Genomic DNA, 14,960 nt, shown 5'->3' with positions numbered 1-14,960 from the left:
GCCCATGATACAGACTTGAAGAGGATGGTGATGATCAGATCACCGAGCCCTCAGTTAGTTCCATTCAAGCTGCATCGATTTGGGAAACAACGCCGTCCAGACTATGAAAATTGGTTCCGTGTCATCTCCTGCCAATTGTAACAAGCTGTTGCCGTTGCCTATTTAATGGGAGCTGCGGGGTTGACCTCCCTGCGGGATTGGATAATCATGCCGCCCGCACAACAGAGGGTTGTGCGAATTATTTGCAGCATCTCGTTAGGCGAGGCTCCTGTATAAACACAGGCCACTGATCTCACGACGTCCAGAGACGCCCAAGATCAGGACAGTTTTCATCGGATTAAGGTGTAAACCCAAGTGGCTTCCGGCATGCCGGATACGTTATACAGTGCTAAAGCTGGTACGTGGGGATGATGGCACGCCGAACGGCGTCATTTCCTGCCTATTACTCGTCAATCAAATTGCTGTTTTCTTGTCGTTGCATCCGGCTATTTCCGGAGGCATTCAGGTTCGCCTGAAATCACATGAGGATATCTGTGATGAAGAAAACACATACCATTCTTAACCGTCACCAACTGCTCGATCTGGCCGCCCTGCAGGGTTGGCTGGAACATAATCTGGATCCGGTTCAGCGCGCCGATCAACTGTTGATCCTGCGTCCGGAAGAGCTCAACTGTATCTTTGATACCCTGCCAATTCCGCAAGGTGCCGAACTGCTTGGTTCACTCTCGGCCGAGAGTGCCGGGCGCCTGTTGCAGCGGCTCCATGGCAGCATCGTCAGCGTGTTGCAGGAGGCCATTCCCCGCCGTGATATGGTCGCCATCCTGCGCAAACTGAGCCGTCAGGATCGCACCATGTTGCTGGCTCGCTTCCCGACCCAGGCTCAGGCCATCTACTACTCCCTGCTGGATTGGCCCACCGAGTCGGTGGGGGCCAACATGCGCCACGAATATCTGGCGGTGCGGGAGGAAGACACGGTCGGCCACGCCAAACAGCTGATCCACGATGCCTGGGATAATGCCCAGCTGTTTCGCCATATCTATGTGGTCAACGGGGATGGTCGTCTGCAAGGAAGCCTCTCCCTCAAGACCTTGCTGATCGCCGACCCGCTGGCCAGTGTCGCGACCCTTATGGATCGGGAGACGGTGCGGATCAACGCCCGAGCCGATCAGGAGCTGGCAGCGCGCCTGCTCATCGACCGCGACCTGTCGGTATTGCCGGTCGAGGATCAGGGGCGACTGGTCGGTATTTTCCACGTCGATGATGCGGCGGATATTCTGGAGCTCGAATCCACCGAGGATGCCGAGATGCAGGGAGGGTCATCACCGCTCGATACCCCTTACTTGCAGGCGACCCCCTGGCAGCTGTGGCGCAAACGGGTGGGCTGGCTGCTTATCCTGTTCGTGGCGGAAGCCTACACCGGCACCGTGCTGCGGGCATTTGAGGAGCAGCTGGAAGCGGCCATCGCGCTGGCCTTCTTTATCCCCTTGCTGATCGGTACTGGTGGTAACAGCGGCACCCAGATCACCACCACCATAGTACGAGCCATGGCGGTCGGGGAGGTGAGTCTGCGCAATCTCGGCACAGTGCTGAAAAAGGAGCTCTCCACTGGTCTGCTCATCTCGGGTGCCATTGCCATGGCGGCCTGGGTACGGGCATGGAGTCTCGGCGTCGGTCCCCAGATTGGCATGGTGGTGACCTTTACCATCATCGCCATCGTGCTCTGGAGTGCTACGGTCGCGTCCATTATTCCCATGGTGCTGCGTCGTTTCCGCATCGATCCGGCGGTGGTCTCTGCGCCATTCATCGCGACGCTGGTGGATGGTACCGGCCTTATCATCTACTTCGAGATAGCCAAGTGGTTGTTGCCCGAGTTGCAGTAACCGGGAGATTGAGATGCAAAAGGCAGCCATTGGGCTGCCTTTTGTATTTATCTTTCCGGTTTAGCCGAGCTGGAACAACAGTGGCCAGCCCTGCTCCTGGCAATAACGATGCTCCTTCTCCAGATTCTGCATCAGGAGACGGTTCTCCTCGCACCAGTCGATCGGCAGGGTCACGACCAGCTGATCGCCTTGTACCGCGACTTTCCACTCGGGCAACAGGTTGTCCTGGCGTTTGTGGTGAGCGGCGACTGCGAGGCGCAGGATGCGGATGCAACGCAGCACCGTCTGCATGTCGTGGTTGGGCAGGGGAGGCAGCTCGGAGAGCTTGAGCCCCTTGCGCTGAAAGCGTACCAGCGCTGCCAGCAGGGCCTGATCGTCCTGGTTGAAGCCAGGCAGGTCGGTGTGTTGCAGGATATAGGCGGAGTGGCGATGAATGCCGCTGTAGTTGATGGCAAGGCCAATTTCGTGCAGCCGCGCCGCCCAGCCGAGGATGGCTCGATAGGGCTCTATCTCCATCTGCCAGGGCTCTTGCAAGGCATCAAACAGGGTCAGCACGCTCTGCTCCACCCGGGCTGCTTGTTTGCGGTCCATCCGGTAGTGGGTGCCTAGCGCCTGTGCGGTACGCTCGCGAATATCGTGGTGCTGCAAGCGCTCCTCGAACTCATACAGCAATCCTTCGCGCAGAGCACCATCGGAGTAGTCGAGCCGCTCGATGGGCAATGAGGTAAACAGCCCGAGCAGGATGGCGACCGCAGCGGCAAACACTTCCTGACGCTCCTCGGTAAGCCCTGTCAGCTTGAGGTTATCGACTCGCTTGCGCTCAATCATCAGCGCCTTGAGCCGCTCCAGCCCCTCCAGCGTAATGCTGCCGTCAGTCAGCCCTTCGCCTTGCAGCACGTCGCGCACGGTACGAATGGAGCCTGAGCTGCCAAGGCAGCTCTGCCAGCCCAGCTTGCGATACTGGTTGACGATGGGAGCGAGTTGGTGCTGCGCCTCCAGCACGGCATTGGTGAAGTGCTTGTCGCTCAGCTTGCCGCTGGCAAAGAAGCTCTGGGTAAAGCTGACGCAGCCCATCTTGCGGCTGGTGAGGGCCTTGTGTTCAAACCCTTCACCGATGATGAGCTCGGTGCTGCCGCCGCCGATATCGATGACCAGTACCTGGCCCTCGATATGCTGGGTATGGGCAACCCCCTGATAGATGAGCCGTGCTTCTTCCTGCCCGCTGATGATCTCGATGGGGTGGTTGAGCACCTTGGCTGCTTCACTCACAAATTCGCGCGCGTTGCTGGCACGGCGCAATGTGTAGGTACCGGCGATGCGGATCTGATCCGGTTTGATGTTGGTGAGCCGCTCGGCAAACAGTGACAGACAGGCGAGGCCGCGTTCCATCGCCTCCGGGCTCATTCGTTTCTGCTCATCCATCCCTTCCGCCAGCCGCACTCGCTCCTTGATGCGATCGACGATGCGAAAACGCCCTTCGCTCAGATGGGCGATCACCATGTGAAAACTGTTGGAGCCGAGATCCACGGCGGCATAGAGACTATTGTCCATTGTTTGACTCGATACGTTTGAGATAGTCGTAAATCGCCACCTGAGAGCGGATCTTGCGGCGGTTGCCCCGCTTCACATATTCGTTCTGCTGGTCGGCATCAATGACCCGCGCCTTGCAGGTATCACTCAGTTGTAGCTCGAGAATGTCCATGATGCGCTGCTTGAGGCGCTCATCATAAATGGGGGTGCCCACCTCAATACGGCCGTCGATATTGCGGCTCATCCAGTCTGCGCTGGAGATATAGAGCTGGGGGTTGCCCTTGTTGTGGAACACCATCACCCGCGGGTGCTCGAGGAAGCGGTCGATGATGCTGATCACCTTGATGTTGTCACTGAGGCCCGGCACGCCCGGACGCAGGGCACACATGCCCCGGATGATCATCTGGATCGGTACTCCCGCCTGCCCGGCGGCATAGAGGCGGTTGATGAGATCCTTGTCCACCAGATTGTTGATCTTGAGGATGATACCGCTCGGCTGACCCGCCTTGGCGTTGGAGAGCTCGTTGTCGATGAGGCGATAGAGCTGACGGCGGCTGTTGATGGGGGAGACCAGCAGGTGGTTGAATTTGTATCGCTTATAGGGGTACTCGATGTATTCAAACACCCCTTCCACTTCGGCGGTGATATCCGGATTGCGGGTCAGCAGCGAGAAGTCGGTGTAGATCTTGGCGGTCTTCTCGTTGAAGTTACCGGTGCCGATATGGGCATAGCGCACCGCCTCGCCATTTTCGTGGCGGGTGATGAGGCAGAGCTTGGAGTGGATCTTGAGGCTCGGCACCCCGAACACCACCTTGACCCCGGCATCGGTAAGGATGTTGGCCCAGTCGATGTTGGCCGCCTCGTCGAAACGGGCGCGCAGCTCGACCACCACGGTCACCTTCTTGCCGTTGTTGGCGGCATCGATGAGGGAGTGGATGATCCGCGACTTCTTGGCCACCCGATAAATGTTGATGCGAATGGCGCTCACCGCCGGATCGAACGCCGCCTGGCGCACCAGTTCGGTGAAGTGGTGGAACTTGTGGTACGGGTAGTAGAGCAGGATATCCTGCTTGGTAATTGCATCGAAGGCGTTGACGAAGCCGTCAAAATCGCGGCAATCCAGCGCCGGCAGCTTGGGGTTTTCCAGATAGTCACGGCCCACGTTGGGGAACCCGATGAAATCCTTGAAGTTGTGATAGCGTCCACCCGGCATGATGGCGTCGTAGGAGCTGATCTGCAGCTTGAGCTTGAGGAAGCTTATCATGGCAGCGGGCATCTCCCGCTCGTAGACGAAGCGCACCGGCATGGCGGTGAGGCGCTGCTTCAAGCCGTCACTCATCTTGTCCACCAGGCTCAAGTCCAGCTGGTCGGAGAGATCGTATTCTGCATCCCGGGTCAGCTTCACCGCATAGGCGGCAATCTCGTCGTAGTCGAAGAAGCCCTTGAAGATCTCGTCGAGGCAGAAGCGGATGACGTTATCCAGAATGATGATCTGCTTCTTGCGGCGGGTCCCTTCCGGCGGCAGCTGGAAGAAGCGGGGCAGGTCGTCGGTCGGCACTTCCACCAGGGCGTACTGGATCACCTGACCGTTCTTCTTCATTTCGATGGCCAGATAGGTGTACTCATCCTTGAGGAATTTGACCGGATTGACCTCTTTGTTGAGCAGGATTGGGATGATGTGACGCAGCACCTTCTCCTTGAAGAAGACCCGCAGCCACTTCTGAATGGCATCGGAGAGCTGGTTCTCGTTGACCAGAAAGATGTTGTGGCGGGCCAGCGCAATCAACAGCTCTTTATAGGTGTTGTCGAACGCTTCACCGAGCGCCATCACTTTTTGCTGGATGGCGCGCAGCAGCACTTTCGCTTCATCGTCGCCACCATGTACTTCATTGATGAGGATGCGACGCTTGACGTCCGATACCCGTACCTTGAAGAACTCATCCTGGTTGGAGGAGAAGATCCCCAGAAAACGAACCCGCTCGATGAGGGGCACCGTCTTGTCCATTGCCTCTTGCAACACCCGTTCATTGAATGAGAGCCAGCTCAGCTCTTTCTCTTCATACTGCTTGTCGGTGCTCATCTTGTGCCTCTGTTTCAGGTCGCGTCTGCGCGGCAGTTATGGCGTTAATATATGACAAATAAATGACAGTATTGTTACTGCTCGCTGAACGCTTCGTCGATGTCGACCACCAGATCGTCGGAGAGGGATTCCAGCGCGGTGATAAGCGTATCCATCGCGAGCCCGTCGGGCAGGGCAACCAGCGCATGGGCATAGAAGAGCGGGGCGCCGGAGTGGGGAGCCGGTTCACAGCCGGTGGTGAGATCGGCCACGTTGATCTCGAGCTGGCGCAGGATGCTGGCTACTTCATGGACGATACCGGGGCGGTCGTTGCCGGTCACTGTCATCATGACTTGATGGGCTGGCTCGGCGGTAGGTGTCCCTTCGGCAAAGCTGATGGTCAGACCCGGTAGCAGGGCCAGTGCTTCGCACAGGCTGCGATAGTGCTCATCGGGGACAGAGACATGGAGGATACCGGCAAACTGTCCCGCCAGTTCGCTCATGGCGCTGCCCAGCCAGTTGCCCTGCTCGCGGCTGATGACTGCAGCCAGACTCTCGACGATCCCGGGTTTGTCTGCACCGATCACGGTGACCACCAATTGCTTTTGCATCCTGCTCTCCTTGAAATGGGATTTCTTGCTCTATGCCTATTGTGCCTGCTGGGGCTGGTCATATGAACCCCCGCCTGCTGACAAATAGATAAAAAGACGGGACTTTTCACTTTCTATACACGGGTCTGCTGCCTTGCTCCGTGGCGACTGTGGTAAAGTAATTCCCCTTTCGTGTCGTGAACTGGATCGTGCTCTCATGAATACCCTTGTCCTATCGGGATTGTTGTTGCTGGCGCTGCTTGTGCTGGCGATCTTCTGGAGCAGAGGCAGACAGCAAAAGCGCCTGCCCTATGATATGCAGGAGACCCTGTTCAGTCCCGCCGAGCGATCCTTCCTCGGGGTGCTGGATCTGGCGGTGGGTGACAAGGCCCGGGTCTTTGCCAAGGTGCGGGTGGCCGATGTGCTGACGCCGCAGGCCGGGATCGGCAAAAGCAAATGGCAGCAGCACTTCAACAAGATCAGTGCCAAGCATTTCGACTATCTGCTTTGCCACCCCACGGATCTCTCCTTTATCTGCGCCATCGAACTCGATGACAGCTCTCACCGTCACCAGAAGCGCAAGGCGCGGGATCTCTTTCTGAAAACCGCCTGCGACAGCGCCGGTCTGCCGTTGCTGCAGATCCCGGCAAGTGCCAGCTATCTGGTGGAAGAGCTGCGCGAACAGATCCTGCCGCTGCTGGTCAAAACCAGCGAACCGTTGATCGACGATCTGCCGCACGGGGCGCGCCGCGAGCCGACGTTCAACCCTCTGTTGCTGGACGGCGTGGATGTCGGTGTCGGGATGCGTGGCCGAACTGCCCATGCCGAGGCCATCTCGCCTGCGTCGCTCCACGAGCCCGCCATCCAGGCCAAGGGGATGGTGGAGGCGCAACAGAGTGAGGGGGAGTTGGTCGATAGCCTGTTCGCCGATGTGGAAGATGATGAAGAGCACGAGGTACACCACTGCCCCCGTTGCGATGCGCCGCTGGTGGAGCGGGAGGCGAAAAAAGGCCCCCACGCCGGTCGACTCTTTCTGGCTTGCAGCCGTTTCCCCGAGTGTCGTTACGCGGCGCCGCACCACCATAATCGCCACTGAATGCGCTTCACTGTGTCCCATGCTGCCCTCTGACGAGGGCAGTTTTCTTTCCGCTATTGGCGGCGCTGCATGCAGAAAATTCCTTGGCAAAATTTATCTAATCTCTCGTTTCTGTCGATACACTTAGCCTGAATACGACAATTTTTGACAATGTGTCGGAATTTTGGCACTTTGTGTGCCAGCAAAAAGACAGTCGGTAGCTGTTTTATCATCAAATAAAACAATAAGTTAGTTCAGGACATCGCGAGGAATGGATATGATGGAGATGGGCGTGTTGATTGTTGATGCCGATGCGCAGCGGCGCCAACAGTTGGGAACCGTGCTCTCGTTTATGGGGATCCCGTGGCAGGAGGTGGCACAAAGCGATCTGGATGTGGCCATCGAATCCTCCGGCCCGCTGCAAGGGGTGCTGGTAGGTGAGCTGACCGACCGCCCCTTGTCAGAGCTGCTGGCAGCCTTCCCCCGTACCCCCTTCCTCTCGCTGGTTGAGGCCGATCTGCCCAACAGCAACTTTATCGGGGTCGCGCTCTCGCCCTTTACTTATGAATCCCTTACCCGTCATCTGCACTTCTGTCAGGCATTCGTCTCCTTGCATCCCCGTCAGCAGACCCATGACAAGGGGCAGGCCCTGCTGCGCTTGCTGGTGGGCAAAGGGAAGGGGATCCAGGAGGTACGCCGCCTCATCAGCCAGGTGGCCGAGACCGATGCCAACGTGCTGATCCTTGGGGAGTCTGGCACTGGTAAAGAGGTGGTGGCTCGCGCCATCCACGAACTCTCTTCCCGCAGCAGTGGCCCCTTCGTGCCCATCAACTGCGGCGCCATTCCGGCCGAATTGCTGGAGAGCGAACTGTTCGGTCACGAGAAGGGGGCGTTTACCGGCGCCATCGCGGCTCGTCGCGGTCGCTTCGAGCTGGCGCAGGGGGGCACCCTGTTCCTCGACGAGATCGGCGACATGCCGATGCCGATGCAGGTCAAACTGCTGCGGGTATTGCAGGAGCGGTTGTTCGACCGGGTCGGTGGCGGCAAGCCCATTCAGGCCGATGTGCGCATCATAGCGGCGACCCACCGGGATCTGGAGGCGATGATCCGCACTCAGGGTTTTCGTGAAGATCTCTACTACCGCCTCAACGTTTTCCCCATAGAGACGCCGCCGCTGCGGGATCGCATCGATGACATCCCGCTGCTGCTGCAGGAGCTGCTCAACCGCCATGCCGAGCAGCACCACGGTTTTATTCGGCTGACCCAGAGGGCGCTGGAGTCACTGATGCAGTACCCCTGGCCCGGCAACGTGCGCGAGCTCTCTAACCTGCTGGAGCGACTGCTGATCCTCTACCCGCACCAGATCGTCGATGTGGCCGATCTGCCGAGCCGTTATCGCCTGCTGCCGAGCGAGCCGCGGGATGAGCGGCTGACCGAGATGGATGAGCGGGATGCGCTGGCGGCGGTGTTTCAGGATCCGCCCGAGTTGGATCACGCCCTCGCTTCGGCCCGCACCATGCAGTTGCCGGAGGAGGGGGTCAACCTCAAAGAGATGCTGGCCGACCTCGAAGTGGAGCTGATCCGTCAGGCGCTGGAGTCTCAGGACGGGGTGGTGGCCCGCGCCGCCGATCTGCTCGGCATGCGCCGTACAACTTTGGTGGAGAAGATGAAAAAGTACGGGATGAGCAAGGACGTCTGAGGGTCAAAGCCTTGACGCAAATACACAATTCATTGTTTTATTTCATATAATTTAGTGGCATGGAAATTGAATGACCTGACCCAATAGCCAGTTTGAGGTCAGGTTTATGACAATCCAGCAGCAGGTCATGCCACTCCAGTCCCACGAAGTGAGCCAGCTCTATGCCATCTTCAAGGCGCTCCCCACCGGGGTGTTGCTGCTTGACGGGGCAGGGGTGGTCACCCGCGCGAACCCGGCGGCCATCTCCCTGCTGGGGGAGCCGCTGGAAGGGGAGCTCTGGCGTCACATCATTGCCCGCTGCTTCGAGCCGCGCGAGGATGATGGCCACGAGATCTCCCTGCGCGACGGGCGCCGGGTCCAGCTCTCGACCCAACCGCTGCCGGATCAGCCCGGCCAGCTGGTCTTTATCAACGACCTGACCGAAACCCGCAAACTGCAAGACCGCATCAACCACATGAAGCGGCTGTCGGCGCTGGGCAATATGGCGGCCTCGCTCGCCCACCAGATCCGCACGCCGCTCTCCGCGGCCATGCTTTATGCCGCCAATCTGGCCAACCGCACCCTCAAGCCGGAATCTCGCACTCAGTTTCAGCAAAAGCTGATGGCCCGTTTGCAGGATCTGGAGAAGCAGATCAACGACATCCTGCTGTTCGCCCGCAATGGCGACAATCAGGTGGTCACCCCCATCTCGGTACAAGGGCTGCTGGCCGAAGTGCAGGCCGGTGCCGAGGCCTTCTGTCAGCAGCAGGGCTGCGAGCTGCACATGGAGGCGCCAGAGCCCGATCTCTGTCTGCTGGCCAACAGCAGCGCGCTGGCGGGGGCCATCAACAATCTGATTGCCAATGCCCAGCAGGCGGGGGCCACCTCACTCTTGGTCAGCGCGGTGCGCAGCGGTGCCCGGGTGGAGATGCGGGTCATTGATAATGGCAAGGGGATCCCTTCCCATCAGCTCGGTCAGGTATTCGAACCCTTCTTTACCACTCGCTCCCAAGGCACTGGTCTCGGGCTGGCGGTGGTGCAATCTGTAGTGCGTGCCCATCAGGGGGAGGTCGGTGTGGCCTCGGTTCCCGGTGAAGGCACCTGCTTTACTCTGTCGTTCCCCCTGCATCAGCAACCGGTGCAGCTTGGAGGTGTAGCATGACACAGGCCAGGATCCTGGTAGTTGAAGATGACAATGGTCTGCGCGAAGCGCTGGTGGATACCCTTTTGCTCGGCGGTTATGAGTGCCGTGAAGCGGACAGCGGCGAGCGGGCTCTGCTGGCCCTCTCCCGTCAGCCATTTGACATGGTGATCTCCGATATCCAGATGGGGGGGATGGACGGTCTCACTCTGCTGGCTACTATCCGCCAGCAATATCCGCAGATACCTGTGCTGCTGATGACCGCCTACGCCAATATCGACGGCGCGGTGCGCGCCATGCGTGAAGGGGCCATCGACTATCTGGCCAAGCCGTTCTCGCCGGAGGTGCTGCTTAATCAGGTCAGCCGCTATGTGCCCGCCCAGAAGGTGGAGAAACGCGCTGTGGTCTACGGGGATCCCAAAACTGCCGAGCTGTTCCAGCTGGCGACCCGGGTGGCCAGAAGCGAAGCGACCGTGATGGTGACCGGCCCGAGCGGGACGGGGAAAGAGGTGCTGGCCCGTTACATTCACGATAACTCCAGCCGCGCCGAGCAGCCCTTCGTCGCCATCAACTGCGCCGCCATTCCGGAAAACATGCTGGAGGCGACCCTGTTTGGCTACGAGAAGGGCGCCTTCACCGGTGCGGTACAGGGGTGCCCGGGCAAGTTCGAACAGGCGCAGGGGGGCACCCTGCTGCTTGACGAGATCACCGAGATGGATCAGGGGCTGCAAGCCAAATTGCTGCGGGTGTTGCAGGAGAAAGAGGTGGAGCGGCTCGGCAGTCGCAAGATGATCCCGCTGGATGTGCGGGTCATCGCCACCAGCAACCGGGATTTGAAAAAAGCGGTGCAGGATGGCCTGTTCCGCGAAGATCTCTACTATCGCCTCAACGTCTTTCCGCTGCGCTGGTCTGCCCTGTGCGAGCGGCCCGGCGACATTCTGCCGCTGGCGGAACATCTGCTGGCGCTTCATGCCAGTCAGCAGGGGCTGCCGACACCACAGTTGACGGATGCCTCGAGGGTACGGCTGCTGGCTCACCCCTGGCCCGGCAACGTGCGGGAGTTGGACAACGTGGTACAGCGTGCCCTGATCCTCAGCCCCGACGGGGTCATTGATTGTGACCACCTCATTCTGGAGGAGCTGGATGAGCAGGAGATGGAGTTTGTCAGCGTGGAGCGCAGCTATGGTGGCGATCGCCTCGGCAGCGAGCTCAAGCAGCAGGAGCACCAGATCATCCTCGACACCCTGCAAGATTGTAACGGCAGCCGCAAGGCGGTGGCCGACCGACTCGGCATCAGCCCGCGCACCCTGCGCTACAAGCTGGCCCAGATGCGGGAGGCGGGGATCGACCTGCCAGCCTGAGGCCGAGAGGGAAACCGCACTGTGTGGGGGCTGTCATGGTCTTGACGGCCCGGCTCGATTATCATGGGGCCCTTGGCGTTTTGAGCCTGGGCCCTGTTTTTATTGGTAAAGCAGGGGACCGAGCCTTAATAAGGGACCCCTATGATCTCTCATCGAAAACTCGAAACCGTACTGAACCATCTGCTCGAACCGCATGCTATCAAGGATTACTGCCCCAACGGTTTGCAAGTGGAGGGGCGTGAGCGCATTCGCAAGGTAGTGACCGGTGTCACCGCCAGTCAGGCGCTTATCGACGCCGCCGTGGCTGCCGAGGCCGATGCCATTCTGGTCCATCACGGCTACTTCTGGAGCGGTGAACCGGCCCAGATCACCGGCATGAAGCAGCGTCGTCTCAAGACCCTGCTGACCCACGATATCAATCTGTTTGCCTACCATTTGCCGCTGGATGTCCATCCTGAGGTGGGTAACAACGCCCAGCTCGCCAAGCTGCTCGACATCAAGGTACGCCGCGGTCTGGAGCCGTGGAACAGCAAGAGCGTCGCCATGGTGGGCAAGCTGGAAGAGCCGATGAGTGGGCGCGATTTTGCCAAGCTGATTGCCGAACGACTTGGCCGCGAGCCACTCTATTGTGGCGACAGCGGCCCCGAGCTTATCCGTTCCGTGGCCTGGTGCACCGGCGGCGGCCAGAGCTACATCAATCTGGCGGCGGAGCAGGGCATTGATGCCTTTATCTCCGGTGAAGCCTCAGAGCAGACCATTCACACCGCTCGCGAGATGGGGATGCACTTCTACGCCGCGGGCCATCACGCCACCGAGCGTTACGGCGTCAAGGCGCTGGGGGAGTGGCTGGCGACCGCGCACGGGCTGGATGTTACCTTTATCGATATCGACAATCCGGTCTAAACCTGTCCACGATCTGGCTACGAAACCGTGCTCAAGGCTCATGTGCAGCTCTTCACCTTGTCGACGGTTTCTCGCAGCAGGTCGTGAACAGGTTTAAGCCTGTGCCTGTGGTGGGAAAATTCAGGAAATAAAAAGGAGGCCATCGGCCTCCTTTTTCACATTTCGACAAGACGTCTGCTTACTCGCAGGCATAACCAGCGGGGCCCAGCAGGGCGCCATCCAGTTGCACAGCGCCATCTACCATCTGCAGCCTGCCTTCGCAGAACCAGCGAACCACCAGCGGGTAGATGCTGTGCTCCTGCGCCTGCACCCGTGCTGCTACCTCGTCCGCAGTGTCTCCTTCAAAGATGGGTACGCGGGCCTGCAGGATCACCGGGCCCCCGTCCAGCTCTTCGGTCACGAAGTGGACGCTGGCGCCGTGTTCACTGTCACCGGCATCTATGGCGCGCTGGTGGGTATGCAGGCCCTGATACTTGGGCAGCAGGGAGGGGTGGATATTGATCATCCTGCCGGCGAAATGGCGCACCAGATCGCCGCTCAATATCCGCATAAACCCGGCCAGCACCACCAGATCCGGCTGATAGTCTGCCATCAGCGCCAGCAGGGCGGCGTCATACTCCTCCCGGCTGGTGAACTGCTGCTGGGCCAGAATAGAGGTCGCCACGCCTGCTTCTTTAGCGCGAACCAGACCATAGGCATCGGCCTTGTTGCTGATGACGCCGACCACCTCACCGGCAATCTTGCCGCTGGCGCAGTGGTCGAGGATCGCCTGCAGGTTGCTGCCGCTGCCGGAGATTAGGACGAGGATCCGCATCATTTGATGACGACCTGCTCCTCACCGTCTGCTGCCTTGGCGATATGACCGATGTGCCATGCGTTCTCGCCTTCTGCCTTGAGCAGGGTCAGCGCCTTCTCCAGCTGGTTGGCGGGCAGGGCGATGATCATGCCGACGCCGCAGTTGAAGGTGCGATACATCTCGTGACGGGTGACGTTGCCAGCCTGCTGCAGCCAGCTGAACACCGCCGGCCACTGCCAGCTCTGCTCGTCGATCACCGCTTTAGTATTGGCAGGCAATACGCGGGGGATATTCTCCCAGAAGCCACCGCCGGTGATGTGGGAGAGGGCGTGGATCTCGCACTCCTTGATCAGCTTGAGCATAGGTTTCACATAGATGCGGGTCGGCTCCAGCAGGGCGTTGGCCAGAGTGGTGTCACCCAGCGGCTGATGCACGTCGGCTTTGGAGACTTCCAGAATTTTACGGATCAGGGAGAAGCCGTTGGAGTGAGGGCCGCTGGCAGCCAGGGCGATCAGGGCATCCCCTTCACCGACCTTGCTGCCGTCGATGATTTCGCTCTTCTCCACCACACCGACGCAGAAACCGGCGATGTCGTAGTCTTCCCCTTCATACATACCCGGCATCTCGGCGGTCTCGCCGCCCACCAGGGCACAGCCTGACTGCTCGCAACCGGCACCGATCCCGGTGACCACCGCGGCAGCGGTGTCCACGTCCAGCTTGCCGGTCGCATAGTAGTCGAGGAAGAACAGCGGCTCGGCGCCCTGTACGATCAGGTCATTGACGCACATGGCCACCAGATCGATGCCCACGGTGTCGTGTTTCTTCAGGTCGATGGCCAGCCGCAGCTTGGTGCCCACACCATCGGTACCGGAGACCAGTACCGGCTCCTTGTAGCCCGCAGGGATTTGACACAAGGCCCCAAAGCCGCCAAGACCACCAAGGACTTCAGGACGACGAGTGCGCTTTGACACGCCCTTGATACGTTCAACCAGTGCATTGCCAGCATCGATATCTACGCCAGCATCCTTGTAGCTCAGTGAGGTTTTGTCAGTCACGAGTATTCCCCGTCATGTAAAGAAGTGGAGGGTAAAATTCGGGGCGTATTCTAACAGTGGCGGTGAAAAACCAGAAAGGAAATCGTTTGCGCGTTTTTGCGCGGAAATGCTCTACAAGCGGTGGCTTTTGTTGTATGATTCCGCGATTTTTTTGCGGCAGGTTAGAGGAGATAATAATGAAAGTCGTTGAAGTCAAACACCCCCTGGTCAAACACAAGATCGGTCTGATGCGTGAAGGCGATATCAGCACCAAGCGTTTCCGTGAACTGGCCAAAGAAGTGGGCAGTTTGTTGACCTATGAAGCGACCTCTGACTTCGAAACCGAGAAGGTTATCATCGATGGCTGGAATGGGCCAGTAGAAGTTGACCAGATCAAAGGCAAGAAGGTAACCGTCGTACCCATCCTGCGTGCCGGCCTTGGCATGATGGATGGCGTGCTGGAGCACATGCCGAGCGCCCGCGTCAGCGTGGTCGGTATCTACCGTGATGAAGAGACCCTGCAACCGGTTCCCTATTTCGAAAAGATCGTCAGCAACATCGAAGAGCGTCTGGCGCTGGTCATTGATCCGATGCTGGCCACCGGCGGCTCCATGATCGCCACCATCGATCTGCTGAAGAAGAAAGGCTGCCAATCCATCAAGGTGTTGGTACTGGTTGCCGCGCCGGAAGGGATCAAAGCGCTGGAAGCGGCTCACCCTGACGTAGAGCTCTACTGCGCTTCTGTCGACCAGGGGCTGAACGATAAAGGCTACATCGTGCCGGGTCTGGGCGATGCAGGCGACAAGATCTTCGGTACCAAGTAACTTAATGCTTTAACCTGCTTCCCATGTGGAAGGGGTGATCGGAGCCGGCGCATCGCCGGCTCTGCTGTTTGTGGCCGCTTGTGCCAGCC

At 59.2% G+C, this 14,960-nt stretch carries 12 protein-coding genes and 1 riboswitch; of the genes, 7 read left to right on the top strand and 5 right to left on the bottom strand.

All coding sequences use genetic code 11. The features are described 5' to 3' along the window. The first annotated feature begins 244 nt into the window (after positions 1-244). Positions 245-414, top strand: a riboswitch (M-box (ykoK) riboswitch). Between the two features lie 122 nt (positions 415-536). Next, complete coding sequence (gene mgtE, locus AB5Y71_RS00220) at positions 537-1,880, top strand: magnesium transporter (protein WP_368170703.1); 1,344 nt, start codon at positions 537-539, stop codon at positions 1,878-1,880. A gap of 60 nt (positions 1,881-1,940) precedes the next feature. On the opposite strand, the gene ppx is transcribed toward mgtE, so the two are convergent. The 3 genes from ppx to AB5Y71_RS00205 form a co-directional block, all read right to left on the bottom strand. Continuing rightward, positions 1,941-3,431 carry an exopolyphosphatase gene (gene ppx / locus AB5Y71_RS00215; RefSeq protein ID WP_042052939.1) on the bottom strand — a complete coding sequence of 497 codons (1,491 nt, stop codon included), beginning with the start codon at positions 3,429-3,431 and terminating at the stop codon, positions 1,941-1,943. Continuing rightward, positions 3,421-5,490, bottom strand: a complete 2,070-nt coding sequence (ppk1, locus tag AB5Y71_RS00210; protein WP_005350671.1) for a polyphosphate kinase 1 — start codon at positions 5,488-5,490, stop codon at positions 3,421-3,423. Before ppk1 ends, ppx begins: the two co-directional genes overlap by 11 nt. A 74-nt stretch (positions 5,491-5,564) precedes the next feature. Further along, positions 5,565-6,080, bottom strand: coding sequence for a glycine cleavage system protein R (locus AB5Y71_RS00205; RefSeq protein WP_047437655.1), 516 nt, complete (start codon positions 6,078-6,080; stop codon positions 5,565-5,567). A 196-nt stretch (positions 6,081-6,276) separates the two neighbouring features. Here AB5Y71_RS00205 and AB5Y71_RS00200 point away from each other — a divergent pair, with 196 nt between their 5' ends. The 5 genes from AB5Y71_RS00200 (at position 6,277) to AB5Y71_RS00180 (ending at position 12,217) form a co-directional block, all read left to right on the top strand. Then, entirely contained in the window at positions 6,277-7,155 is an 879-nt protein-coding gene (locus tag AB5Y71_RS00200; RefSeq protein ID WP_368170702.1) for a DUF2726 domain-containing protein, read from the top strand. A gap of 256 nt (positions 7,156-7,411) precedes the next feature. Then, positions 7,412-8,833, top strand: a complete 1,422-nt coding sequence (locus AB5Y71_RS00195; RefSeq protein WP_368170701.1) for a sigma-54 dependent transcriptional regulator — start codon at positions 7,412-7,414, stop codon at positions 8,831-8,833. Positions 8,834-8,939: 106 nt separating this feature from the next. Beyond that, the gene (locus AB5Y71_RS00190) at positions 8,940-9,974 is read left to right on the top strand and encodes an ATP-binding protein (RefSeq protein ID WP_335819009.1); all 1,035 of its coding nucleotides are present in this window, start codon (positions 8,940-8,942) and stop codon (positions 9,972-9,974) included. Continuing rightward, positions 9,971-11,314 carry a sigma-54 dependent transcriptional regulator gene (locus tag AB5Y71_RS00185; RefSeq protein WP_111899698.1) on the top strand — a complete coding sequence of 448 codons (1,344 nt, stop codon included), beginning with the start codon at positions 9,971-9,973 and terminating at the stop codon, positions 11,312-11,314. The genes AB5Y71_RS00190 and AB5Y71_RS00185 overlap by 4 nt, the downstream gene beginning before the upstream one ends. A 141-nt stretch (positions 11,315-11,455) precedes the next feature. Beyond that, a complete protein-coding gene (locus tag AB5Y71_RS00180) occupies positions 11,456-12,217 on the top strand; it encodes a Nif3-like dinuclear metal center hexameric protein (RefSeq protein ID WP_368170700.1) in 762 nt (253 codons plus the stop codon). Positions 12,218-12,395: 178 nt separating this feature from the next. Here the strand turns inward: AB5Y71_RS00180 and purN are convergent, their stop codons facing one another. Further along, positions 12,396-13,034: a phosphoribosylglycinamide formyltransferase gene (gene purN, locus AB5Y71_RS00175; protein WP_368170699.1), complete on the bottom strand. Its 639-nt coding sequence runs from the start codon at positions 13,032-13,034 to the stop codon at positions 12,396-12,398. Next, positions 13,031-14,068 carry a phosphoribosylformylglycinamidine cyclo-ligase gene (gene purM / locus AB5Y71_RS00170; protein ID WP_368170698.1) on the bottom strand — a complete coding sequence of 346 codons (1,038 nt, stop codon included), beginning with the start codon at positions 14,066-14,068 and terminating at the stop codon, positions 13,031-13,033. Before purM ends, purN begins: the two co-directional genes overlap by 4 nt. A 176-nt stretch (positions 14,069-14,244) precedes the next feature. Here purM and upp point away from each other — a divergent pair, with 176 nt between their 5' ends. Beyond that, positions 14,245-14,871, top strand: a complete 627-nt coding sequence (gene upp / locus AB5Y71_RS00165) for a uracil phosphoribosyltransferase (RefSeq protein ID WP_019446695.1) — start codon at positions 14,245-14,247, stop codon at positions 14,869-14,871. The last annotated feature ends 89 nt before the right edge of the window (positions 14,872-14,960 follow it).

Origin of the sequence: Aeromonas sp. R9-2, from assembly GCF_040908025.1 — a bacterium.
Lineage (GTDB): Bacteria > Pseudomonadota > Gammaproteobacteria > Enterobacterales > Aeromonadaceae > Aeromonas > Aeromonas veronii.
This window is presented reverse-complemented; position numbering and strand designations above follow the sequence as displayed.

What these genes read in the sequence shown, in the direction of transcription:
- ppk1 (WP_005350671.1), bottom strand. Translation starts at nt 5,490, where the DNA reads ATGAGCACCGACAAGCAGTATGAAGAGAAAGAGCTGAGCTGGCTCTCA.
- upp (WP_019446695.1), top strand. Translation starts at nt 14,245, where the DNA reads ATGAAAGTCGTTGAAGTCAAACACCCCCTGGTCAAACACAAGATCGGT.
- AB5Y71_RS00205 (WP_047437655.1), bottom strand. Translation starts at nt 6,080, where the DNA reads ATGCAAAAGCAATTGGTGGTCACCGTGATCGGTGCAGACAAACCCGGG.
- AB5Y71_RS00185 (WP_111899698.1), top strand. Translation starts at nt 9,971, where the DNA reads ATGACACAGGCCAGGATCCTGGTAGTTGAAGATGACAATGGTCTGCGC.
- ppx (WP_042052939.1), bottom strand. Translation starts at nt 3,431, where the DNA reads ATGGACAATAGTCTCTATGCCGCCGTGGATCTCGGCTCCAACAGTTTT.
- AB5Y71_RS00180 (WP_368170700.1), top strand. Translation starts at nt 11,456, where the DNA reads ATGATCTCTCATCGAAAACTCGAAACCGTACTGAACCATCTGCTCGAA.
- AB5Y71_RS00200 (WP_368170702.1), top strand. Translation starts at nt 6,277, where the DNA reads ATGAATACCCTTGTCCTATCGGGATTGTTGTTGCTGGCGCTGCTTGTG.
- AB5Y71_RS00195 (WP_368170701.1), top strand. Translation starts at nt 7,412, where the DNA reads ATGATGGAGATGGGCGTGTTGATTGTTGATGCCGATGCGCAGCGGCGC.
- purN (WP_368170699.1), bottom strand. Translation starts at nt 13,034, where the DNA reads ATGATGCGGATCCTCGTCCTAATCTCCGGCAGCGGCAGCAACCTGCAG.
- mgtE (WP_368170703.1), top strand. Translation starts at nt 537, where the DNA reads ATGAAGAAAACACATACCATTCTTAACCGTCACCAACTGCTCGATCTG.
- AB5Y71_RS00190 (WP_335819009.1), top strand. Translation starts at nt 8,940, where the DNA reads ATGACAATCCAGCAGCAGGTCATGCCACTCCAGTCCCACGAAGTGAGC.